Origin of the sequence: Pseudomonas sp. WPR_5_2, from assembly GCF_003634475.1 — a bacterium.
GTDB lineage: Bacteria > Pseudomonadota > Gammaproteobacteria > Pseudomonadales > Pseudomonadaceae > Aquipseudomonas > Aquipseudomonas izuensis.
This window is the reverse complement of record NZ_RBLA01000006.1, coordinates 334,610-355,932: the sequence shown is the minus strand read 5'-3', so window position 1 is coordinate 355,932 and position 21,323 is coordinate 334,610. Positions and strand designations below refer to the sequence as shown.

General features: G+C 58.8%; 20 protein-coding genes and 1 pseudogene. 5 read left to right on the top strand and 16 right to left on the bottom strand.

All coding sequences use genetic code 11. From position 1 onward, the window contains the following. Positions 1 to 42: 42 nt before the first annotated feature. The 8 genes and pseudogenes from ruvB to BJ917_RS32395 all read right to left on the bottom strand — a co-directional run. Positions 43 to 1,104, bottom strand: coding sequence for a Holliday junction branch migration DNA helicase RuvB (gene ruvB / locus BJ917_RS22735; RefSeq protein ID WP_096509344.1), 1,062 nt, complete (start codon positions 1,102 to 1,104; stop codon positions 43 to 45). Further along, a complete protein-coding gene (ruvA, locus tag BJ917_RS22730) occupies positions 1,105 to 1,713 on the bottom strand; it encodes a Holliday junction branch migration protein RuvA (protein WP_096509343.1) in 609 nt (202 codons plus the stop codon). A 113-nt stretch (positions 1,714 to 1,826) separates the two neighbouring features. Beyond that, positions 1,827 to 2,351: a crossover junction endodeoxyribonuclease RuvC gene (gene ruvC / locus BJ917_RS22725; RefSeq protein ID WP_096509342.1), complete on the bottom strand. Its 525-nt coding sequence runs from the start codon at positions 2,349 to 2,351 to the stop codon at positions 1,827 to 1,829. 158 nt (positions 2,352 to 2,509) lie between these two features. Beyond that, the gene (locus BJ917_RS22720) at positions 2,510 to 3,256 is read right to left on the bottom strand and encodes a YebC/PmpR family DNA-binding transcriptional regulator (RefSeq protein WP_096509341.1); all 747 of its coding nucleotides are present in this window, start codon (positions 3,254 to 3,256) and stop codon (positions 2,510 to 2,512) included. Positions 3,257 to 3,380: 124 nt separating this feature from the next. Next, positions 3,381 to 5,156 carry an aspartate--tRNA ligase gene (gene aspS, locus BJ917_RS22715; RefSeq protein WP_096509340.1) on the bottom strand — a complete coding sequence of 592 codons (1,776 nt, stop codon included), beginning with the start codon at positions 5,154 to 5,156 and terminating at the stop codon, positions 3,381 to 3,383. A gap of 123 nt (positions 5,157 to 5,279) precedes the next feature. After that, positions 5,280 to 5,501 (bottom strand): FmdB family zinc ribbon protein, encoded by a 222-nt coding sequence (locus tag BJ917_RS22710; protein ID WP_096515216.1) that lies wholly within the window; start codon positions 5,499 to 5,501, stop codon positions 5,280 to 5,282. Between the two features lie 123 nt (positions 5,502 to 5,624). Then, the gene (locus BJ917_RS22705) at positions 5,625 to 5,975 is read right to left on the bottom strand and encodes a ribbon-helix-helix domain-containing protein (protein WP_096509339.1); all 351 of its coding nucleotides are present in this window, start codon (positions 5,973 to 5,975) and stop codon (positions 5,625 to 5,627) included. Positions 5,976 to 6,232: 257 nt separating this feature from the next. After that, positions 6,233 to 6,325: pseudogene (locus tag BJ917_RS32395) on the bottom strand (DNA starvation/stationary phase protection protein); the annotation flags it as partial. Between the two features lie 273 nt (positions 6,326 to 6,598). Here BJ917_RS32395 and BJ917_RS32580 point away from each other — a divergent pair. Further along, positions 6,599 to 7,201 (top strand): cold-shock protein, encoded by a 603-nt coding sequence (locus tag BJ917_RS32580; RefSeq protein ID WP_121104632.1) that lies wholly within the window; start codon positions 6,599 to 6,601, stop codon positions 7,199 to 7,201. A 61-nt stretch (positions 7,202 to 7,262) separates the two neighbouring features. Here BJ917_RS32580 and BJ917_RS22695 read toward each other — a convergent pair whose 3' ends face one another. Continuing rightward, positions 7,263 to 7,469: a SlyX family protein gene (locus BJ917_RS22695; protein WP_096509337.1), complete on the bottom strand. Its 207-nt coding sequence runs from the start codon at positions 7,467 to 7,469 to the stop codon at positions 7,263 to 7,265. 3 nt (positions 7,470 to 7,472) lie between these two features. After that, positions 7,473 to 7,898, bottom strand: coding sequence for an HIT domain-containing protein (locus BJ917_RS22690; protein WP_096509336.1), 426 nt, complete (start codon positions 7,896 to 7,898; stop codon positions 7,473 to 7,475). A 916-nt stretch (positions 7,899 to 8,814) separates the two neighbouring features. Here BJ917_RS22690 and BJ917_RS22685 point away from each other — a divergent pair. Then, a complete protein-coding gene (locus BJ917_RS22685) occupies positions 8,815 to 10,146 on the top strand; it encodes an OprD family porin (protein WP_096509335.1) in 1,332 nt (443 codons plus the stop codon). Positions 10,147 to 10,209: 63 nt separating this feature from the next. Here the strand turns inward: BJ917_RS22685 and BJ917_RS22680 are convergent, their stop codons facing one another. Both BJ917_RS22680 and BJ917_RS22675 read right to left on the bottom strand, forming a co-directional pair. Continuing rightward, on the bottom strand, positions 10,210 to 11,052 hold the full coding sequence (locus BJ917_RS22680; protein WP_096509334.1) for a mechanosensitive ion channel family protein: 843 nt from the start codon (positions 11,050 to 11,052) through the stop codon (positions 10,210 to 10,212). A 133-nt stretch (positions 11,053 to 11,185) separates the two neighbouring features. Beyond that, complete coding sequence (locus BJ917_RS22675; RefSeq protein ID WP_096509333.1) at positions 11,186 to 11,671, bottom strand: YajQ family cyclic di-GMP-binding protein; 486 nt, start codon at positions 11,669 to 11,671, stop codon at positions 11,186 to 11,188. Between the two features lie 134 nt (positions 11,672 to 11,805). Here BJ917_RS22675 and BJ917_RS22670 point away from each other — a divergent pair, with 134 nt between their 5' ends. From BJ917_RS22670 to BJ917_RS22660, 3 genes are read left to right on the top strand one after another with little or no spacing between them, the layout of a single operon-like run. After that, positions 11,806 to 12,723, top strand: coding sequence for a putative 2-dehydropantoate 2-reductase (locus BJ917_RS22670; RefSeq protein ID WP_121104630.1), 918 nt, complete (start codon positions 11,806 to 11,808; stop codon positions 12,721 to 12,723). A 45-nt stretch (positions 12,724 to 12,768) separates the two neighbouring features. Beyond that, positions 12,769 to 14,805, top strand: a complete 2,037-nt coding sequence (locus tag BJ917_RS22665; RefSeq protein WP_121104627.1) for a HAMP domain-containing sensor histidine kinase — start codon at positions 12,769 to 12,771, stop codon at positions 14,803 to 14,805. Positions 14,806 to 14,808: 3 nt separating this feature from the next. Continuing rightward, positions 14,809 to 15,390, top strand: coding sequence for a cob(I)yrinic acid a,c-diamide adenosyltransferase (locus tag BJ917_RS22660; protein WP_121104625.1), 582 nt, complete (start codon positions 14,809 to 14,811; stop codon positions 15,388 to 15,390). Between the two features lie 114 nt (positions 15,391 to 15,504). Here BJ917_RS22660 and BJ917_RS22655 read toward each other — a convergent pair whose 3' ends face one another. The 4 genes from BJ917_RS22655 to secA form a co-directional block, all read right to left on the bottom strand. After that, positions 15,505 to 16,455, bottom strand: a complete 951-nt coding sequence (locus BJ917_RS22655) for a Nudix family hydrolase (protein WP_096509329.1) — start codon at positions 16,453 to 16,455, stop codon at positions 15,505 to 15,507. Beyond that, on the bottom strand, positions 16,452 to 17,084 hold the full coding sequence (locus BJ917_RS22650; RefSeq protein WP_121104622.1) for a glutathione S-transferase family protein: 633 nt from the start codon (positions 17,082 to 17,084) through the stop codon (positions 16,452 to 16,454). Before BJ917_RS22650 ends, BJ917_RS22655 begins: the two co-directional genes overlap by 4 nt. A gap of 146 nt (positions 17,085 to 17,230) precedes the next feature. After that, positions 17,231 to 18,448 (bottom strand): bifunctional glutamate N-acetyltransferase/amino-acid acetyltransferase ArgJ, encoded by a 1,218-nt coding sequence (gene argJ / locus BJ917_RS22645; RefSeq protein ID WP_010457517.1) that lies wholly within the window; start codon positions 18,446 to 18,448, stop codon positions 17,231 to 17,233. A gap of 121 nt (positions 18,449 to 18,569) precedes the next feature. Next, positions 18,570 to 21,305: a preprotein translocase subunit SecA gene (gene secA, locus BJ917_RS22640; RefSeq protein ID WP_096509327.1), complete on the bottom strand. Its 2,736-nt coding sequence runs from the start codon at positions 21,303 to 21,305 to the stop codon at positions 18,570 to 18,572. Positions 21,306 to 21,323 lie beyond the last annotated feature (18 nt).

The following is a 21,323-nucleotide window of genomic DNA, read 5'->3' as shown; positions in this document are numbered from 1 at the left end:
TGGGACAGCACAATGCCCGAAAAATCAGCACGCAAAAGTTAATTAATCGTCCACGGCATCGAGAAACTCGTCTACCACGGGCATCTCGCCCAATCGTGACGGAATGTTTAAACCGAAGTGCAGGTACGCGTGCCGTGTCACCACTCGCCCTCGCGGGGTGCGCATGATGTAGCCCTGCTGAATCAGATAGGGTTCCAGCACATCTTCAATGGTGTGGCGCTCTTCGCTGATGGCCGCAGCGAGACTGTCGACCCCGACCGGCCCGCCATCGAATTTCTCGATCATGGTCAGTAACAGACGGCGGTCCTGGTGATCGAAGCCACGCTCATCGACATCCAGCAGGTTCAGGGCCAGATCGGCGATCGGCTTGGTGATATGACCTTTGGCGCGAACTTCGGCAAAGTCCCGCACCCGGCGCAGCAAGCGGTTGGCGATCCGCGGGGTACCACGGGCACGACGGGCGATTTCGAATGCACCCTCCGGGTCCAGTGGCAATCCGAGAATGCTCGCCGAACGACTGACAATCGTCGACAGATCGGCGTTGCTATAGAACTCCAGGCGCTGGACGATCCCGAAACGGTCACGCAGCGGATTGGTCAGCATCCCCGCCCGCGTGGTGGCGCCGACCAGGGTAAATGGCGGCAAATCGAGCTTGATCGAACGCGCGGCCGGCCCTTCGCCGATCATGATGTCGAGCTGGAAGTCCTCCATGGCCGGGTACAGCACCTCTTCGACAATCGGCGAAAGGCGATGGATTTCATCGATAAACAGCACGTCGTGCGGCTCGAGATTGGTCAGCAACGCTGCCAAATCACCCGGGCGCTCGAGGACCGGCCCCGAAGTGCTTTTGATCGAGACACCCATTTCCTGGGCGATGATGTTGGCCAGGGTGGTTTTACCCAATCCCGGAGGACCGAAAATCAAGGTGTGGTCCAGGGACTCGTTGCGCCCCCGGGCGGCCTGGATAAACAACTCCATTTGCTCACGGACCGTCGGCTGGCCAATGTATTCGGCCAGGCTGACAGGACGAATCGCCCGGTCCTGGACTTCCTCGCGGTCACGGGGAGCACCCGTGGCGGCGATCAGACGATCAGCTTCAATCACTTAGATCATTCCCTTCAGGGCGCGACGAATCATGTCTTCACTGCTCAAGCCTTTCTCCTTGATCGCGGAAATCGCCTTGCTGGCTTCCTGCGGCTTGTAGCCCAGGGAGATCAGCGCGCTGACCGCGTCGTTCTCGGCGGTATTGACCGGCGCAGGTCCGTCCGGCTGGTTCGGTACCAGGGCAAACATGGCCGGTACTGTTTCCCACGCCTTGAAGCGATCCTTGAGCTCCACCAACAGGCGTTCGGCGGTTTTCTTGCCCACGCCTGGCACCTTGGTCAGCGCCGAAGTGTCCTGGGATTGCACGCAACGAACCAGTTCGTCGACTTCAAGGCTCGACATCAAGGCCAGGGCCAGTTTCGGCCCCACACCATTGAGACGGATCAACTCGCGAAAAAAGTCTCGCTCGCGCTTGCCGGCGAAGCCATAGAGTAACTGCGCGTCTTCGCGCACGACCAAATGGGTGTGCAATGTCAGCGGTTCACCGACCGACGGCAAGCGATAAAGCGTGGTCATGGGCACTTCAAGCTCATACCCCAGGCCGTTTACATCCAGAATCAGGTGCGGCGGCTGTTTCTCAGCCAGTGTGCCGCGCAAGCGTCCAATCACGTTACAGATCCTTGAGCGTTGGCCAGCACAAGGCCGGCGACTGACAGAGCAGGGATTGCGCGCCGACAAAACAGGCGCAAATCCTCATCCCATAAAATTGACTGCCGATGCTATCAGAGACGCAGGCGCCCGCCACGACTGCGTGCCGAACCCAGGCCATGGGGCAACAGACTGGAACGGGTGTGGGCATGGCAAATGGCAATGGCCAGGGCGTCCGAGGCATCGATTTGCGGTTTACTGGTCAGTTTCAGCATGTGCATGACCATCATTTGCACTTGTTCCTTGTTGGCGGCCCCCGTGCCAACCACCGCCTGCTTGACCTGGGTCGCGGTGTACTCGGCAATCTCCAGGCTTTCCTCCGCGCCCGCCACGATGGCGGCACCGCGGGCCTGCCCCAGCTTCAAGGCAGAATCGGCGTTGCGCGCCATGAACACCTTTTCGATGCCCATGGTCACAGGCTTGTAGGTCTGAATGATCTCCCGAACCCCGCGATAGACAATCTGCAGGCGCTCATGCAGCTCACCGGCACCGGTGCGAATGCAGCCGGAGGCCACGTACTCGCAGCCACGCCCGGTATCGCGTACCACGCCATACCCGGTGATGCGCGAACCGGGGTCGATACCAAGAATTAAAGTCATAACGCCTGTGGGTTAAGTAAATGCACGATATTAAAAACAGCGAATGACAAATGTGGGAGCGAGCCTGCTCGCGAAAGCGGGTTCATATTCAGCAACGATGCTGCCTGAAAATCCGCATTCACGAGCAGGCTCGCTCCCACATTGGATCGTAATCACTCCTAACCGAGCTGGGCGGCCACCGACTCCGGGATATCCGCGTTGGAGTAGACGTTCTGCACGTCATCCAGGTCTTCGAGCATGTCGATCAGCTTGAGGACTTTTTCCGCGCCTTCCAGATCCAGCTCGGCGCTGGTGGTCGGCAACATGACGATTTCCGCGTCATTGCCCTTGAACCCGGCCGCTTCCAGCGCGTTACGCACGGAATAGAACCCGGCAAACGATGTGAACACGTCGATGGACCCGTCTTCGTTGGTCACGACGTCATCGGCATCGGCCTCCATGGCCGCTTCCATCAACGCATCTTCATCGACGCCGGGCGCGAAGGAAATCTGCCCCTTGCGCTCGAACAGGTACGCCACAGAACCGTCGGTACCGAGGTTGCCGCCACACTTGCTGAACGCATGGCGGACAGCCGCCGCGGTACGGTTTCGGTTGTCGGTCATGCACTCGACCATCACCGCCACGCCGCCAGGGCCGTAACCTTCGTAGGACAGCTCAACCATATCGTCGGTATCGGCAGCACCGGCACCACGGGCCACCGCGCGGTCGATGATGTCACGACTCATGTTTGCACCGAGGGCCTTGTCCAGCGCGAGGCGCAGACGCGGGTTGGAGCCTGGATCGCCGCCACCCTGACGGGCAGCGACGGTCAGCTCACGAATCCACTTGGTGAAAATCTTGCCCTTTTTGGCATCCTGACGTTCTTTGCGGTGCTTGATGTTCGCCCACTTGGAATGACCTGCCATAACTCGCTCCGAATTCTCTTTGAAACATTGCCCGCCACGCCATGATGCGCCAGCCGGCAAACAAAAATATCGACCCTATCCATAAAGAAAAGGCGCATCCGAAGATGCGCCCTTCAGGTCGGCCTTACTCGGCCTTAGGCGTTTCGCGCAGACGAATGTGCAATTCGCGCAATGCCTTGGCATCCACCTGACCCGGCGCCTGAGTCATGACATCCGCCGCGCTCTGGGTTTTCGGGAAGGCGATCACTTCACGGATCGACTGGGCGCCGGTCATCAGCATCACCAGACGGTCCAGGCCGAAGGCCAGGCCACCGTGCGGCGGTGCGCCGTATTTCAGCGCGTCGAGCAGGAAGCCAAACTTCTCTTCCTGTTCCGCTTCGTTGATACCCAACAGACGGAACACCGACTGCTGCATCTCCTTGCGGTGGATACGGATCGAACCGCCACCCAGTTCAGTGCCGTTCAGGACCATGTCGTAGGCACGGGACAGTGCGGTGGCCGGATTGGCTTCCAGCTCTGCCGGCGTGCACTTCGGCGCGGTGAACGGGTGGTGCAAGGCAGTGAAGCTGCCGTCGTCGTTCTCTTCGAACATCGGGAAGTCGACGACCCACATCGGTGCCCATTCGCAGGTCAGCAGGTTCAGATCGTGACCAACCTTGATGCGCAGTGCGCCCAGGGCTTCACTGACGATCTTGAACTTGTCTGCACCGAAGAACACGATGTCGCCATCGACCGCACCCACGCGATCGAGGATCACGTTCAGGGCAGCTTCAGGGATGTTCTTGACGATTGGCGACTGCAGGCCTTCGACGCCTTTGGCACGCTCGTTGACCTTGATGTACGCCAGGCCCTTGGCACCGTAGATGCCGACGAACTTGGTGTAGTCGTCGATCTTGCTGCGCGGCATGCTCGCCCCGCCCGGTACGCGCAGTGCAGTCACACGGCATTTCGGGTCGTTGGCCGGGCCGCTGAACACCTTGAATTCGACTTCCTTGAGCTGGTCGGCAACGTCGACCAGTTCCAGCGGGTTACGCAGGTCCGGCTTGTCCGAACCGTAACGACGCATGGCTTCTTCGAAGGTCATGTGCGGGAACTCACCGAACTCCAGACCCAGCACTTCCTTGAACAGGTTGCGGATCATGCCTTCGGTCAGACCAATGATGTCTTCTTCATTGAGGAAGCTGGTCTCGATGTCGATCTGGGTGAATTCCGGCTGGCGGTCGGCACGCAGGTCTTCGTCGCGGAAGCACTTGGCGATCTGGTAGTAGCGATCGAAGCCGGCCACCATCAGCAGTTGCTTGAACAGCTGCGGCGATTGCGGCAAGGCGAAGAACGAACCGGCGTGGGTGCGGCTTGGCACCAGGTAATCGCGGGCGCCTTCCGGGGTCGCACGGGTCAGGATCGGCGTCTCGACGTCGAGGAAGCCGTTCTCGTCCAGGTAGCGACGGATGCTGGTGGTCATGCGCGAACGCAGACGCAGCTTCTCGGCCATTTCCGGACGACGCAGGTCAAGGAAGCGATAGCGCAGGCGGGTTTCTTCGCCGACATCGGAGTAGTCGTTGAGCGGGAACGGCGGGGTTTCCGCTTCGTTCAGCACTTCCAGCTCGTAGCCCAGCACTTCGATCATGCCCGACGCCATGTTGGCGTTGGTGGCGCCGGCCGGACGCAGGCGCACCTTGCCGGTCACTTTAACCACGTATTCGCTGCGCACACGGTCGGCGACGGCGAAAGTTTCAGCGCGGTCCGGGTCGAACACCACCTGGGCCAGACCGTCACGATCACGGATATCGAGGAAAATCACCCCACCGTGGTCACGGCGACGGTGGACCCATCCGCAAAGGGTAACTTCCTGGCCTTCCAGGCTTTCGTTCAGTTGGCCGCAATAATGGCTGCGCATCATGGTCGTGGATTCACTTCTCGTAATTCGTCATTCGGTTGGAGACCTTGCGTACATCGGCTGGCCGAGGATGCAAGCGCTCGCGTGTGTGGTTCAGTTCAAGGCTCCCGGCCCAGAGCATGGACCCTAGTCAGCTTTGTCGCCGCCAGCCAGGTTCTTCTTGGATCCGGTCTTGAAATCGGTCTCGTACCAGCCGGTACCGCTGAGGCGGAAACCCGGCATGGACAACATCTTCTTGAGCTCTGCTGCCTGGCACGCAGGGCAGTCGACCAGCGGTGCATCGCTGATCTTTTGAATGGCTTCCAACTGATGACCACAGGAAGCACATTGGTAATCGTACATCGGCATGGGGGTTGTCTCGGCGATCAGATTGCTACCGCGCACGCTGGGTTTTGCGGCAAAGAGCGGGATTATATCCATTAAATGCAGCCTGTGCAGCCGTAAGACTGCACAGATCGACATGCTGCCCTTTCACTGCCGGGACGGTGCCATGGCCACACAACCGCCTTCCTTGAGGCTGTGAACGACGCAAACCACCCGCACCAGCCCACTGAAATTCTTCACCCCGCCATGACGCAGATGCACTTCGCGATCCACGTAAGACAACAATGCACTGACCGAGCAACAATTAACCTTGGCCATTTCAGCCAGAATGTCCCAATAAACCTGCTCAAGCCGCAAACAGGTCGCAAAGCCATTCAAGCGCACCGACCGGGACAAGGGCTGAGCCAGCCCCATATCGAATTCACTGACAAACGGATCAATCCTTGTGTTCTTGAGTGGACCGATCCTGACCTCCTTTCGCCTGTTTTCATAAAGCATACCGTTGACACTCCTTTGCCATCCCTGGTTTCCATAAGAGCCTGTTCACTTATAGAACCGCGAGAGCAAAGTTATATCCAGATGACTTTTTGACCATCCGCGTAGGAGAAGCCAACAACTGAAGGCAGATCATGGAGAGCGTCCTACGCCCGAACTTTCCCTACTCTGACTGGCGAAAATTCACTCAATAAACAGGTGTTTTTCGCGAGGACAAGGACAACGCGCGAACAGCACCCACAGGGCGTCATTCACAGCTCAAACATGGAACCGGTGACATTCCAATGAAAATTATGGGTCTTCAAATAAAGCACATAAGTGTCCGACAGCAGACACGAAAGTCTGTTGACGATGGACTTGCGGTCCTGGCAATTCTGTCGCCACGCTTCTGCCCTGGATACCACCTCGACCTGCGACAAATTGCCCCCGATGCACCGCTGGACTCCTTGATTTGAGTAGCCACAAGCTTTGCTGTTAAATAGGCAGTGTGTCGCTGGCGCCCATATTTTCCGGGCACTGCGCATAGGCTGATAATCGGGTACGTGCTCAACGCCTCTTATTGTTCTGAAGCGAACCGTGCCTCATCAGCTCTTCCTTGTGATCCGTCTTAACGTGAGTTACTCAAAATGTTGAAAATCGTCCACCTGCTAATGGGCGCAGCAGCCTTGCTGTTGTCCTTCATCCCTAGCCTGCGAACCGAAGCCGTACCGTACCTGCAACAACCCGATGCGCTGTACCTGGCCTTGTTCGGCCTGCTCAACCTCACCCTCGCTCCAGTGATCCCCAACTGGAACAAAGGCCCGCGCCATCAATTGCAAAACCTCGTCAGCGCGTTGCTGATCCTGGCTGTGGTTCTGCAAATCCTGACGCTGCTCGCACCGATGCCTGTCATTGCCGCTCAACCTGCCGTACTGTTCAGCCTGGTCGCAGCCCTGATCGCCGTTGTTCTTCATCTGGCCATCAGCTTCTACAAATCGTCTCCGGCCGCCGCCACGCCAAGCTATGACATGAGCAACCGCGATACCGGCACCGTCAAGTGGTTCAACACTTCCAAAGGCTTCGGCTTTATTTCCCGTGACTCCGGCGACGATATCTTCGTGCACTTCCGGGCCATTCGTGGCGAAGGTCACCGCGTCCTGGTCGAAGGCCAGCGCGTGGAGTTCTCCGTCATGAATCGTGACAAAGGCCTGCAAGCCGAAGATGTGATCGCCGCCCTGCCGCGACGCTGATTCGAAGCCATAAAAAAACCGCGAACAGCCAGGCTGTTCGCGGTTTTTTAATGCCTGTCTATTAGTAATGCGGCGGTGGCGCCTCTTCTTCGAAAGACTCGAACTGACCGGCCATTTCTTCCTGGCGCTTGAGCAACGCAGCCATTTGCAACTGCAGGCGCTCAACGACCCGCTGCTGCGTCGCCAGCACGTCATTCAATGCCTGGATGGTGTCATCCTGAAACGCCAGCTGGCTTTCCAAATCGGTAACGCGTTCTTCCAGGCTCATGATTCAACCCTCCAGAAATGTGAAGTCATCGGTCAACACCAGACGCAGCCGCTCGCGAATCACGGCAATCTGCTCGGCCGTGTAAGGCCTGGCCGGGTGTTTGCCCCAGACCGGAGCCGGCCAGGCGGCATCCTCCCTTTTGCGCACGATCACATGCATATGTAGCTGACTGACCACATTACCCAGCGCCGCGACATTCAATTTGTCTGCGTCAAACGAATCCTTGAGCGTTTCTGCCAACGCAGTCGTTTCCAGCCATAGCTGCTGCTGATCGGCGACATCCAACTGAAATATCTCGCTGATATCGTCGCGACGAGGTACCAGAATGAACCAGGGATAGTTCGAATCGTTGGACAACAGCAACCGACATAGCGGGAAATCACCGATCGGCAAGGTGTCTTGTTGAAGTCGTGAATCTAAAGCGAACACTGCGTGCACTCCCGCCAGGTCATCATTTTCAGCTTAGCGCCCATCCATAGAGATCGCGCGCCAAGCGACAGGAAGGCAGCATACCTGCGAACGCAGACGCCTTCACGAGGAACCACGGTTCAAGCCTACCCACAGGACCGACAAGCGGCCACACATCCGCCCCGAGATGTGACAACCACCGCCAAAACGCACCAATACGGCACCAGCTTGGCCTGGAAAACCGCTTAAATGACCGACAGACAACGATTCGTTCAAACGTCGAAAAACGTCGAACTGTATGAATTCAGTACAACGTTAAAAAATTTTTGCACCAAAACCGAACAGTGCGTCTACGCTGATTGCTTCGAACATCCGCCAATTACTCACTGGCGGGGTGAAGCGGTAACGTTTTTGGGTGTCACCCGGCGGTAACAACAGGGGTCAACACGATGCAAGGAATGGCGTCAAGCCCAAATACCAACAGGATGATCCCCCCGATTTTATGAGGCTTTTACAGTGTCAGGCGGCCCATCAGAAAAAAAAACAGGAATCCTTCTGATTTGTGCACGTTTGTTGCATTAACACCCACATCGTCTATGAGGCATCGCTGGAAGTGAGAGCCTCAAGACTGAATAAAACAGTGGCAGGATCGCCCGATGGAGATTCAAACGTTTCACCAGGGACTCTTTTTAGCGATGCACCAGCCCCAAAAAACAGCACTAACGTTGTCGGCCCGGTTGCATCCAGGCTGTAAATTTGCGACATCTAGCAAGCTGTTTACGACAGGGTCGTAAAGATGCCGAAAGGTTAGATGCGCAAGTATCGCCAACATTGTCGGCGTGATATAAGTTTGCGCCGACACAAAAAGAAAGAGCCGCCCAGATAATAAAACAGGTGGGACGGCAGTACTCTTCTAAAACCAAAGGAGCAAATCACGATGCGCGTGATGAAGTGGAGCATGATCGCACTGGCAGTTGCAGCAGCAGCCAGTACTCAGTTGGCAGTAGCCGCACCTTTCGTAAGCGACCAGGCAGAAGCCAAAGGTTTCGTTGAAGACAGCAAGCTGGACTTGCTGGTTCGCAACTACTACTACAACCGTAACAAGAAAGACGGCGCAACCGACGACAGAGACTGGACCCAAGGGATCCAGGGCATGTTCAGCTCGGGCTACACCCAAGGTCTGATCGGTGTTGGCGTTGAAGCTTGGGGTCAACTGGCCATTAAACTGGACGGCTCCGACAAATATGCCGGCTCGGGCAACATGACCGTTGGCAATGATGGCGAAGTCAACAACAGCCAGGGCAAAGCCGGCGCTGCCGCCAAGTTCCGCATCTCCAAGACCGAGTTGAAAGTCGGCGACATGCAGCCAAGCACTGCTCCAGTGTTCGCTGTTGGCGGCTCCCGTATCCTTCACCAAACTGCCAGCGGTATCCAACTGCAGAGCAGTGAAGTCAAAGATCTCGACCTCGAAGGCGGCCACTTCTACTCGGCGACCAGCCAGGACAGCAACGCCCGTAACGGCGACCTGTGGGCTAACTACGCTGGCGTGCAAGCCAACTCCATCGACTACCTCGGTGGCAAGTACGGCATCACCCCGGACCTGAGCGTTTCGCTGTACGGCGCTAAACTGGAAGACATCTGGAACCAGTACTACGCCAACGCGAACTACACCCTGGCACTGGGTGGCGACAACTCGATCAACTTCGACGGTAACATCTACAACACCCGGGACACCGGTAGCGCTAAAGCAGGCGAAATCAACAACACCGCCTACTCGCTGGCCGCTGCTTACTCGTTCCTGAAAGCACACACCGTCACCCTGGGCTTCCAGAAAGTGAATGGCGATACTCCGTTCGACTATGTCGGCGTGGGTAAAAACAACCGCGGTGGCGACTCGATCTTCCTCGCCAACTCCATCCAGTACTCTGACTTCAACGCCCCAGGCGAGAAATCGGTACAAGTCCGTTATGACCTGAAAATGGCCGAATACGGCGTACCTGGTCTGAGCTTCATGACCCGTTACGTGAAAGGTTGGGACATCGACGGTACCAACACTCCAGCGGGCAGCGCCTACACCGGCTTCTACGGTGAAGATGGCAAGCACCACGAAACCAACGTTGAAGCCAAGTACGTCGTTCAAACTGGCCCAGCTAAAGATCTGTCCTTCCGTATTCGTCAAGCATGGCACCGCGCCAACCATGACGACGCGTTCGAAGGTAGCGTTGACGAGTTCCGTCTGATCGTCGACTACCCGCTGTCGGTTCTGTAATTGCCGAAAGTTAGTACGTTGCGATAAAAAAAGGCCCATCTTCGGATGGGCCTTTTTTGTTGCTTACTGCACCGCGGATTCCTGAACCACGCGAATAACCCGCTGTGGGAACGGGACATCAACACCAGCTGTTTTCAAACGATCACGGGATTGTTCGTTGAACATGAACATCACATCCCAATAATCCGCCGTCTTCACCCACACTCGAAGCGAAAGAGTGATCGAACTGTCACCCAGCGTAGAAACCACCGCTTGAGGTGCCGGATCGGCCAATACACGTGGATCCTTGGCCAACTCCAACAACACTTCACGGGCCTTCTGCAAGTCCGCCTCGTAATCGACGCCTACATCAAACACCACCTTGCGAGTCGGCTGACGGTTGGTGTTGGTGATGATGCCGTTCGACAGGTTACCGTTTGGCACGATGATGGTTTTGTTATCGCCGGTGCGCAGTACGGTGTGGAAGATCTGGATACTGTCGACAGTGCCGGCAACACCCTGGGCTTCGATCCAGTCACCGATACGGAAAGGGCGGAACAGCAGAATCAGCACGCCACCGGCGAAGTTCGCCAGGCTGCCCTGCAAGGCCAGGCCAATGGCCAGACCCGCCGCACCGATTGCCGCCACGAACGAAGTGGTTTCCACGCCAATCATCGACGCCACGCTGACGATCAGCAGGATCTTCAGAATGATGTTCGCCAGGCTGCTGATAAACCCTTGCAGCGCCAGGTCGGCGTTACGCAGCGCGATCAGGCCACCGAGCTTTTGCGTGACCTTGTTGATCAGCCACCAGCCGATGCCCAGGGTGATCACTGCCAGCAGCACCCGGCTGCCGTATTCCATGATCATCGGGATCCAGGCCTGGGACACCCTGACCAGGTTATCTACTTCTGCATTCAAATCCATCTACGTTCTCCTGATTTCCGGCCATCCGGCACGCGAAAAATAAACGGTAGAAAAGATCGAGCCCTTATCGCGGGGTCAACCGTTTCTACCGTTGCTTGGGCCTCGGACGCCGAAAACGCCGAGAGGTTCCACGTCAGTCGCGGAAGTTGTTGAACTGAAGCGGCATGCCGAATTCCTTGGCCCGCAGTGCCGCAATGGCTTCCTGCAGATCGTCACGCTTCTTGCCGGTGACGCGCACTTGCTCACCCTGAATGGCGGCCTGGACCTTGAGCTTGGCGTCTTTGATGTGAGCGACGATTTTCTTGGCCAGCTCTTTGTCGATACCTTCCTTGAGCACGGCTTCCTGCTTCATCAGCTTGCCCGAAGCAAAAGCGTCCTTGACCTCAAGGCACTGCACATCGATCTTGCGCTTGACCAGGCAGAGCTTGAGGATCTCAATCATCGCTTCAAGCTGGAAATCGGCTTCAGCGGTCAGGTTGACGGTCAGGTCCTTTTCCTTGAACTCGAAGCTGCCTTTGCCTTTCAGGTCATAGCGACGATCGAGTTCCTTGACGGCGTTCTCGACCGCGTTGGTGACTTCGTGTTTGTCCAGTTCGGATACCACGTCGAACGACGGCATGTAATCTCTCCAAATAAAAGGCGCACCAATGGAGCACGCCTGGCTTGCGGTAAAAATCCGCGCTGATTATAACGGGTCTTTCCCATCATTCACTGCGAGCCGTCCATGCGCGCGTTAAACAGAGCAAAAAGCTGATGGCCATCACCTGGCATATCCTGGGCGCCGGCAGTCTCGGCACATTGTGGGCCACCCGCCTGGCCCGGGCCGGAGTGCCGGTGCGACTGATCGTGCGCGATGCCATGCGCTTGCAGGCGTATGAGGCGGTTGGCGGCCTGACGCTGGTCGAACACGGCGAAGCACAGCATTATCCGGTGCCTGCCGAAACAGCCGACAGCCAAGCGCCCATCCAGCGCCTGCTGGTCGCCTGCAAAGCCTACGACGCCGAACACGCCGTGGCGCAATTGGCACCCCGCCTGGCCCCCGGCGCGGAACTGATTCTGTTGCAGAACGGTCTCGGCAGTCAGGACGCCGTGGCGGCGCAGGTACCCCAGGCGCGCTGCATGTATGCCTCCAGCACCGAAGGTGCCTTTCGCGATGGCGACTGGCGGGTGGTGTTTGCCGGCCACGGGTTCACCTGGCTGGGGGACGCCAGCCATCCCGTCGCCCCGATCTGGCTGGATGACCTGGACGCTGCCGGCATTCCCCATGAGTGGACCACCGATATCCTGACCCGACTATGGCGCAAACTGGCGCTCAATTGCGCGATCAATCCGTTAACGGTGCTGCACGATTGTCGCAATGGCGGTTTGCAGGAACATCATTGTGAAGTCGCCACCCTCTGCGGCGAACTGACCGAACTGCTTGAACGTTGTGGCCAGCCTGCTGCCGCCGAGAACCTGCAACAGGAAGTCGAACGGGTGATCCATGCGACCGCCGCCAACTACTCGTCGATGTACCAGGATGTCAGCCACCGGCGCCGCACCGAAATCAGCTACCTGCTGGGCCATGCCTGCAAAGTCGCCGCTCGCCATCAATTGAACCTGCCGCACCTCACTCAGCTTGAGTCCAGGTTGATCGCCCGCCTGCACAGCCTTGGATTGCCCAGCGACTGAGCAGCGGCTACGCTGGCCACTTGTTCCTTTGTAGCGATAAACCTGATGCCATTGCGCCAGCGTCTTGAAAACCTTCCTGTCGGCCAGAAACTGCTGGCCGCCCTGTTGGTGCTGTTGACCACCGTCCTGCTGGTCGCCAACCTGACTTTTATCAGTGCCGCGTATTACATCTCCCAGGAAAGCATGGCGCCCCAGGCCCTGCAAACCATCGGCCGGCTGGTCTCCAATCCGGGCCTGATCTCCGAAGCCCTGGCATCGCCACAAAGCGCCCAGCGCCTGCTCGATGAACTCAACAGCTATTCGCCGCTGCGTGCCGCCGCCCTGTATGACGGCAAGGGCGATCGCCTGGCGCAATTGCAACATGGCGATCATCTGAACCTGCCGGAGCGTTACCGGCACATGGAAGCCTGGCAAGCCACCGAGTTTCGCAGCAATCAGGTGATCACCCTGCCCCGTCCGGGCGCCGCCTCCGGGCATCTTTTGCTGGTGGCCAGCAGCGAACTGCCCATGGCGTTCTATACCGGGACCCTGACCGCCAGTCTCGGCATCCTGATCTTCAGCGTGCTGTTGTGGCTGGTGATCGCCCGGCAGATCAAACGTCTGATCACAAGGCCGATCCATCAACTCGAAGAGCTGTCCCGGCAAGTGACCCGGGAAGAAAACTATGCCCTGCGCGCCTCCCGCGGCAACCACGATGAGATCGGCAGCCTCGCCGAAGCCTTCAACACCATGCTCTCACGCATCGAAGCCCGGGAGCAGCAACTCAAACGGGCGCGGGACGACTCCCAGGCCGCTTTTGACCAGGCACAGGGCCTGGCCGAAGAAACCCGCCACACCAATCGCAAACTGGAACTCGAAGTCCAGGTGCGCAGCAAGATCGAGAAAAAACTCACCGGGTTCCAGAATTACCTCAACAGCATCATCGACTCCATGCCGTCCGCGCTGATCGCCCTCGACGAACAGCTGTACGTGACGCAATGGAACCAGGAAGCCAGCGCCCTCTCCGGCACTCGGCTGGACGAAGCCCTGAATCAACCGATTTTCCTCGCCTTCGAGCCGCTCAAGCCGTTTCTTCCGCAACTGAAGCAAACTGTCGAGCAGCACACGGTGGCCAAGATCGAGCGTGTCACCTGGGTCAAGGACGATGACCCCCGGCATTACGCCCTGACTTTCTACCCACTGATGGGCGGTGCCGGGCGTGGCGTGGTGATCCGGATCGACGACATCACCCAGCGACTGTCCCTGGAAGAGATGATGGTGCAGTCGGAGAAAATGCTCTCGGTCGGCGGCCTCGCCGCCGGCATGGCCCACGAGATCAACAACCCGTTGGGGGCGATCCTGCACAACGTGCAAAACATTCGCCGCCGGCTGTCCCCCGATCTGCCGAAGAACCTCGAACAGGCCGAACAGGTCGGCGTCGAACTGTCGACGGTCAACGACTACCTGCAAGCACGGGAGGTGCCGCAATTGCTCGATGGCATTCAACAGGCTGGCGCCCGGGCGGCAAAAATCGTTACCCACATGCTCAGTTTCAGTCGCCGCAGCACCCGGCAAATGGCCCCGTGCGACTTGCCGGCGCTGATCGATCAAGCGGTGGAAATCGCCAGCAACGACTTCGACCTGGCGATCGGTTTCGACTTCAAGGGCCAGGCCATCATTCGCCAGTTCGATCCTGCATTGGGCCCGGTGCCCGGCACAGCCAACGAACTGGAACAGGTGCTGCTCAACCTGCTGAAAAACGCCGCCCAAGCCATTCACCAGCGTGAAGACGACCGCGAACCCGGGCGAATCATTCTGCGCACCCGACTCAATCCGCCCTGGGCAGAAATCCAGGTGGAGGACAACGGCATCGGCATGAGCGAAAGCGTGCGCAAGCGTACGTTCGAACCGTTTTTCACCACCAAGGAAATTGGCCAGGGCACCGGATTGGGCCTGTCGGTGTCGTACTTCATCATCACCAACAACCATAAGGGTCAGATGGAAGTGCAATCGACCCTGGGTCAAGGCACCTGCTTCACCTTGCGCCTGCCCCTGGCGGGCACCCCGCTCGTCTCTCAAGAACTCAACCAGCTATCGAGGTAATCCATGGGCTTTCGCTTGTCGAAGATATACACCCGCACCGGCGACAAAGGCGAAACCGGCCTGGGCGACGGTCGCCGCGTGCCCAAGGATCACCCGCGGATCGAGGCCATCGGCGAGGTCGATACGCTGAACAGTCAGGTGGGTGTGCTGCTGGCCGGACTGGCGGCAGAAAGCGTCGCGCATCCGGGGCTGAGGGAAGTGATCGATGTATTGGCACCTTGTCAGCATCGGCTGTTCGACCTCGGCGGCGAACTGGCGATGCCGGAATATCAGGCATTGAACACCGCAGAGATCGAACGCCTGGAAACAGCGATCGATGTGTGGAATGAAGAACTGGGCCCACTGGAGAATTTCATTCTGCCGGGCGGTTCGCCGCTGATTGCCCAGGCTCACGTCTGCCGCAGCCTGGCCCGTAGCGCCGAACGCCGCTGCCAGCATCTGAATGCGCTGGAGCCGTTGGCCGGAGTGGGTTTGGCGTACATCAATCGGTTGTCGGATTTGTTGTTTGTCGTGGCACGGGTGATTGCCCGGCGCCAGGGGGTTGCGGAGATTTTGTGGCAGCCTGCTGCGAAACCTGAGGTTTAGTCGGCGCCTGCCAAGCCGCCTTCGCGAGCAGGCTCGCTCCCACATTTAATCGCTGTTTTTCTGAAAAAACGCGGTCCACTGTGGGAGCGAGCCTGCTCGCGAAAGGATCACTAGCTACACCAAAGAATCAGGCCAAAACGCCCGAATCCCCGCCACACCCTGGGCACCTGCCGCCCAAGCCTTCTGAACTTCCGCAGGGCCAACGCCACCGAGCAGAAACACCGGTTTGCTGAACCCCTCGATCAAAGTCGAAGCCTGCTCCCAACCCAATGGCTGAGCCCCCGGATGCGTCAGGGTCGGCTGAACCGGCGACAAGGTCACGAAGTCCACGCCCATCTCCTCGGCCAGCGCCAGTTCCTCGGCGTCATGACAGGACGCTGCCAACCAGCGCGATGCGGGCAACGGCCGACCGGCGGCCGCGTATTTGCGCAACTGTGCCGAGGTGATGTGCCAGCCCGCGGACGGGAAATCACCCAGCCACTCGAACGGCCCCTTGATCATCAGCTGCGCCTTGCCGGCACACAGGCCCACTGCATCCACCGCCAGATCGCGATACTTGGGGTCGTAACCGTTCGGCGCGCGCAGCTGGATCAACTTGATACCGCCGGCGATGGCTTTCTGAATCCCCTTCAGCAACGCCGGGGTTTCCAGGTCTTCGGGAGTGATCAGGTACTGCTCAGGCAAGCGTGCAGCCGCGACAATTGGCCGGTTGGCCTCGGGGAATTCATAACCCGACAGGTCACGCGCCGACACCCAAGCCAATGGCTGGCCTTCGGCGCCGTGAGGCTCGCCAGTAAACGCCGAGACTTCCCAGACATCCAGCAACACCTGCTTGTCCGGGTAATCGTGGCGGACCTTGATCAACGGGCGCGCGGCACTGACCGTAATACCCAGTTCTTCCTGCAGTTCCCGGGTCAGTGCGTTTTCTACCGATTCATCGGTCTCGACCTTGCCACCGGGAAATTCCCACAGACCACCCTGGTGCTGTGTGTCGGCACGGCGGGCGATGAGAATCTTGCCGCTGTTGTCACGGATAACGGCAGCCGCTACGTGTACTCGTTTCACCGCTCGATTTCCTCCAGTCCGGCCTTCTGCCAGGCCTTGAATGCCGGCCATTGGTAGAGGGTTTCAATATAGGCTTCGTCGATCGCGGGCAACTTCACCTGATAGGTACGCAGACGCACGGCAATCGGTGCAAAGAAGACGTCGGCCAGCGATACACGACCGAACAGATACGGACCGGTTTCGGTGGCTGCGGCGCGGCACTCGGCCCACAACGCCGACATACGCTCGATATCGACCTGAACATCCGCCGGGACCGACACCAGTGGTGCGTCGTGGCTCAGGTCGAACGGCATGTTGCCGCGCATGGCGAAAAAGCCGCTGTGCATCTGCGCACACGCCGAACGCGCCTGGGCACGGGCCGCGATGTCCTTGGGCCACAGCTGTGCGTCGGGAAATTGTTCCGCCAGGTACTCGGCAATCGCCAAAGAGTCGGCGATGGTGCCGTGTTCTGTCTTCAACAGTGGGACTTTGCCGGTCGGCGAATGCTTGAGCAGGCGATCGCGGGTATCCGGCTGGTTCAGCTTGATCAGTTCTTCGGTATAGGCAGCGCCGGTCAGATCGAGGGCCAGGGCGCCACGCAGGGACCAGGAGGAAAGCAGTTTGTCGCCGATGATCAGGTGCAAGGACATGTTCGGGACCTTTAAATATAGGGACAAGCCAGTCTAGCGGGTGACTGACAAATCGCCATCGCGAGCAGGCTCGCTCCCACAGTGGTTTGAGGTGTATGCAAATCCGGTGTGGGAGCGAGCCTGCTCGCGAATGGGTCAACTCGGTCTTAGGTACGGTACTCGGCGTTGATCTTCACGTATTCGTGGGACAGGTCGGTGGTCCAGATGGTTTCGCTGCAATCGCCGCGGCCCAGTTCGATACGGATGGTGATTTCTTCCTGTTGCATCACGGCCGCGCCCTGGGCTTCGGTGTAAGTCGCGGCGCGGGCGCCACGGCTGGCGATGCACACTTCGCCGAGGAACACGTCGATCTTGCTCACGTCCAGGTTCGGTACGCCGGCACGGCCAACGGCGGCCAGGATGCGGCCCCAGTTCGGGTCGGAAGCGAACAGCGCAGTCTTGATCAGCGGCGAATGGGCCACGGTGTAACCAACGTCCAGGCACTCCTGGTGATTGCCGCCGCCATTGACTTCAACGGTGACGAACTTGGTCGCGCCTTCGCCATCGCGAACGATGGCCTGGGCCACGTCCATGCACACCTCGAACACCGCTTGCTTGAGCTTGGCGAACAGCTCGCCTTCGGCACGGGTGATTTCCGGCAGGGCAGCCTGACCGGTGGCGATCAGCATGCAGCAGTCGTTGGTCGAGGTGTCGCCGTCAATGGTGATGCGGTTGAACGACTTGTTGGCGCCGTCCAGCAACAGGTTTTGCAGCACGTCGCGGGAGACTTTGGCATCGGTGGCGATGTAGCCGAGCATGGTCGCCATGTTCGGACGGATCATGCCCGCGCCCTTGCTGATACCGGTGACGGTGATGGTCACGCCGTCATGCTGGAACTGGCGGCTGGCGCCCTTGGGCAGGGTGTCGGTGGTCATGATGCCAGTGGCGGCCGCTTCCCAGTTGTTGACCGACAGGTCGTCGAGGGCCGCTTGCAGCGCGCCTTCGATTTTCTCGACCGGCAGCGGTTCGCCAATTACACCCGTGGAGTACGGCAGCACCAGGCTGGCGTCCACGCCGGTCAGCTCAGCCAGTTTGGCGCAGGTGCGCTCGGCGGCGGCCAGGCCTGGCTCGCCGGTACCGGCATTGGCATTGCCGGTGTTGGTCAGCAGGTAACGCACCGGGCCTTGCACACGCTGCTTGGCCAGGATCACGGGAGCGGCGCAAAAGGCGTTCAGGGTGAACACGCCAGCCACTGTGGAACCTTCGGCGCAGCGCATGACCACGACATCCTTGCGCCCCGGGCGCTTGATACCGGCCGAGGCGATACCGAGTTCAAAACCGGCAACCGGGTGCAACGTTGGCAAAGGACCAAGACCAACAGCCATGAATGCGCTCCTTTATAGATGATGTCTGCACCGCTTCAGCAAGAGCGGTGGTTTGAATGGTAAAACGCCGCGACGGCAGGAGCCGGTCGCGGCGCGGGTATTTCAGCGTATGAAACGGGTTTTACTGGATCTGCCCGTGGCAATGCTTGAACTTCTTGCCCGAACCGCAGTAGCACAGCTCGTTGCGGCCCAGCTTCTGCTCATTGCGAACCGGAGCGGTGGCGAGGGCCACATCGACCTCTTCACCCAATGCTTCCGGCTGCTCCAGGCCAGGGGCTTCTTCGTGCAGGAACTGCATGCGCGCGGCCAGTGCTTCGGCTTCCTGGCGCAGGCGTGCCTCTTCTTCGGCCGGATCTTCGCGGCGCACCTGAACGTGCGACAGCACACGGATCGAGTCGCGCTTGATCGAATCCAGCAACTCGGAGAACAGCGTGAACGACTCGCGCTTGTATTCCTGCTTCGGGTTCTTCTGGGCATAGCCGCGCAAGTGGATGCCGTGACGCAGGTGGTCCATGGTCGACAGGTGGTCTTTCCACAGGTCGTCCAGAACGCGCAGAACGATTTGCTTCTCGAAGGTGCGCAGCGCTTCGGCGCCCGCCTGGTCTTCTTTCTCGTTGTACGCCGCCACGAGCTCCTTCATCAGCTTCTCGCGCAGGGTTTCCTCGTACAGGTGATCGTCTTCGTCGAGCCATTGCTGGATCGGCAGCGCCACACCGAAGTCGCTCTGCAATGCGGCTTCCAGACCGGCCACGTCCCACTGCTCAGGCAGCGATTGCGGCGGAATGTGCGCACTGACGGTCGCGTTGAGCACGTCCTGACGGAAGTCGGCGATGGTTTCACCGATGTTGTCGGCAGCCAGCAACGTGTTACGCATGTGATAGATCACTTTACGCTGTTCGTTGTTGACGTCGTCGAACTCGAGCAGTTGCTTACGAATGTCGAAGTTGCGGCCTTCAACCTTGCGCTGAGCCTTTTCGATGGCGTTGGTCACCATGCGGTGCTCGATCGCTTCGCCAGGCTGCATGCCCAGGGCCTTCATGAAGTTCTTCACCCGGTCAGAGGCGAAAATGCGCATCAGGCTGTCTTCCAGCGACAGGTAGAAACGGCTGGAACCGGCGTCACCCTGGCGACCGGCACGACCACGCAACTGGTTGTCGATACGGCGCGATTCGTGACGCTCGGAAGCGATCACCTGCAAACCGCCCGATTCGAGCACTTGCTGGTGACGTTTCTGCCAGTCGGCCTTGATCTGGGCAATCTGCTCGGGGGTCGGGTTTTCCAGCGAAGCGACTTCCACTTCCCAGTTACCGCCCAACAGGATGTCCGTACCGCGACCGGCCATGTTGGTAGCGATGGTCAGCGCACCCGGACGACCGGCCTGGGCAATGATCTCGGCTTCTTTTTCGTGGAACTTGGCGTTCAGAACCTTGTGTTCGATGCCTTCCTTCACGAGCAGGCTGGACATGTGCTCGGACGTTTCGATGGTGGCAGTACCCACCAGTACCGGGCGACCAGCGGCCATGCTTTCCTTGATGTCATTGACGATCGCCGCGTATTTCTCTTCGGCGGTCAGGAACACCAGGTCGTTGTAGTCTTTACGGGCCAGCGGTTTGTTGGTCGGGATAACGATGACCGGCAAGCCGTAGATCTGATGGAATTCGAACGCTTCGGTGTCAGCCGTACCGGTCATGCCGGAAAGCTTTTCGTACAGGCGGAAGTAGTTCTGGAACGTGGTCGATGCCAGGGTCTGGCTTTCGGCCTGGATGTTCAGGTGTTCCTTGGCTTCGATGGCCTGGTGCAGCCCCTCGGACAAACGACGGCCCGGCATGGTACGACCGGTGTGTTCGTCGACCAGTACGACCTGACCGTCCTGCACGATGTACTCGACGTTGCGATGGAACAGCTTGTGCGCGCGCAGGCCGGCGTAAACGTGAGTCAGCAGGCTCAGGTTGTGTGCCGAGTACAAGCTCTCGCCTTCAGCCAGCAGGCCGAGACGGGTCAGCGCGTCTTCGACGAACTGGTGACCGGCTTCGTTGAGTTCGACCTGGCGGGTCTTCTCGTCGACGGTGTAGTGGCCGGCCTTAGTGACTTCGCCTTCCACTTCTTCGACGTGCAACTCCAGCTGCGGGATCAGCTTGTTGATCTCGATGTACAGCTTGGAGCTGTCCTCGGCCTGACCGGAAATGATCAGCGGAGTACGGGCTTCGTCGATGAGGATGGAGTCGACTTCGTCGATCACGGCAAAATTGAGTTCGCGCTGGAATTTTTCTTCCATGCTGAACGCCATGTTGTCGCGCAGGTAGTCGAAACCGAATTCGTTGTTGGTGCCGTAGGTGATATCGGCAGCGTAGGCTGCACGCTTCTCTTCCGGCGGCTGGAAGGGTGTGACCACGCCAACCGTCAGGCCGAGGAACTCGTAAAGCGGACGCATCCAGTTGGCGTCACGGCGGGCCAGGTAGTCGTTCACCGTGACCACGTGCACGCCCTTGCCGGACAGCGCGTTGAGGTAAACGCCCAGTGTTCCCACCAGGGTCTTGCCTTCACCGGTACGCATTTCGGCGATGCGGCCTTCATGCAAGGTCATGCCACCGATCAACTGGACATCGAAGTGGCGCATACCCATGACGCGCTTGCCCGCTTCACGGGCGACCGCAAAGGCTTCCGGCAGGAGCTTGTCGAGGCTTTCCCCTTTGGCGATGCGGGCCTTGAACTCATCTGTCTTGGCACGCAATTGATCGTCCGAAAGGGCCACCATTTGCTCTTCGAAGGCATTGACGAGTTGCACCGTCTTGAGCATGCGTTTGACTTCACGCTCGTTCTTGCTTCCAAAAAGTTTCTTTAACAAAGGCGCAAACATATCGGCAGGATCTTCCAC

Excerpts from the sequence above, each read along its gene's own strand:
- BJ917_RS22720 (WP_096509341.1), bottom strand. The coding sequence starts at position 3,256 with ATGGCAGGTCATTCCAAGTGGGCGAACATCAAGCACCGCAAAGAACGT.
- BJ917_RS32580 (WP_121104632.1), top strand. The coding sequence starts at position 6,599 with ATGTTGAAAATCGTCCACCTGCTAATGGGCGCAGCAGCCTTGCTGTTG.
- argJ (WP_010457517.1), bottom strand. The coding sequence starts at position 18,448 with ATGGCTGTTGGTCTTGGTCCTTTGCCAACGTTGCACCCGGTTGCCGGT.
- ruvC (WP_096509342.1), bottom strand. The coding sequence starts at position 2,351 with ATGACTTTAATTCTTGGTATCGACCCCGGTTCGCGCATCACCGGGTAT.
- BJ917_RS22695 (WP_096509337.1), bottom strand. The coding sequence starts at position 7,469 with ATGAGCCTGGAAGAACGCGTTACCGATTTGGAAAGCCAGCTGGCGTTT.
- aspS (WP_096509340.1), bottom strand. The coding sequence starts at position 5,156 with ATGATGCGCAGCCATTATTGCGGCCAACTGAACGAAAGCCTGGAAGGC.
- BJ917_RS22675 (WP_096509333.1), bottom strand. The coding sequence starts at position 11,671 with ATGCCGTCGTTCGACGTGGTATCCGAACTGGACAAACACGAAGTCACC.
- BJ917_RS22705 (WP_096509339.1), bottom strand. The coding sequence starts at position 5,975 with ATGCTTTATGAAAACAGGCGAAAGGAGGTCAGGATCGGTCCACTCAAG.
- BJ917_RS22670 (WP_121104630.1), top strand. The coding sequence starts at position 11,806 with ATGGCCATCACCTGGCATATCCTGGGCGCCGGCAGTCTCGGCACATTG.
- secA (WP_096509327.1), bottom strand. The coding sequence starts at position 21,305 with ATGTTTGCGCCTTTGTTAAAGAAACTTTTTGGAAGCAAGAACGAGCGT.
- BJ917_RS22650 (WP_121104622.1), bottom strand. The coding sequence starts at position 17,084 with ATGTCCTTGCACCTGATCATCGGCGACAAACTGCTTTCCTCCTGGTCC.
- BJ917_RS22685 (WP_096509335.1), top strand. The coding sequence starts at position 8,815 with ATGCGCGTGATGAAGTGGAGCATGATCGCACTGGCAGTTGCAGCAGCA.
- BJ917_RS22710 (WP_096515216.1), bottom strand. The coding sequence starts at position 5,501 with ATGCCGATGTACGATTACCAATGTGCTTCCTGTGGTCATCAGTTGGAA.
- BJ917_RS22680 (WP_096509334.1), bottom strand. The coding sequence starts at position 11,052 with ATGGATTTGAATGCAGAAGTAGATAACCTGGTCAGGGTGTCCCAGGCC.
- BJ917_RS22660 (WP_121104625.1), top strand. The coding sequence starts at position 14,809 with ATGGGCTTTCGCTTGTCGAAGATATACACCCGCACCGGCGACAAAGGC.
- BJ917_RS22665 (WP_121104627.1), top strand. The coding sequence starts at position 12,769 with ATGCCATTGCGCCAGCGTCTTGAAAACCTTCCTGTCGGCCAGAAACTG.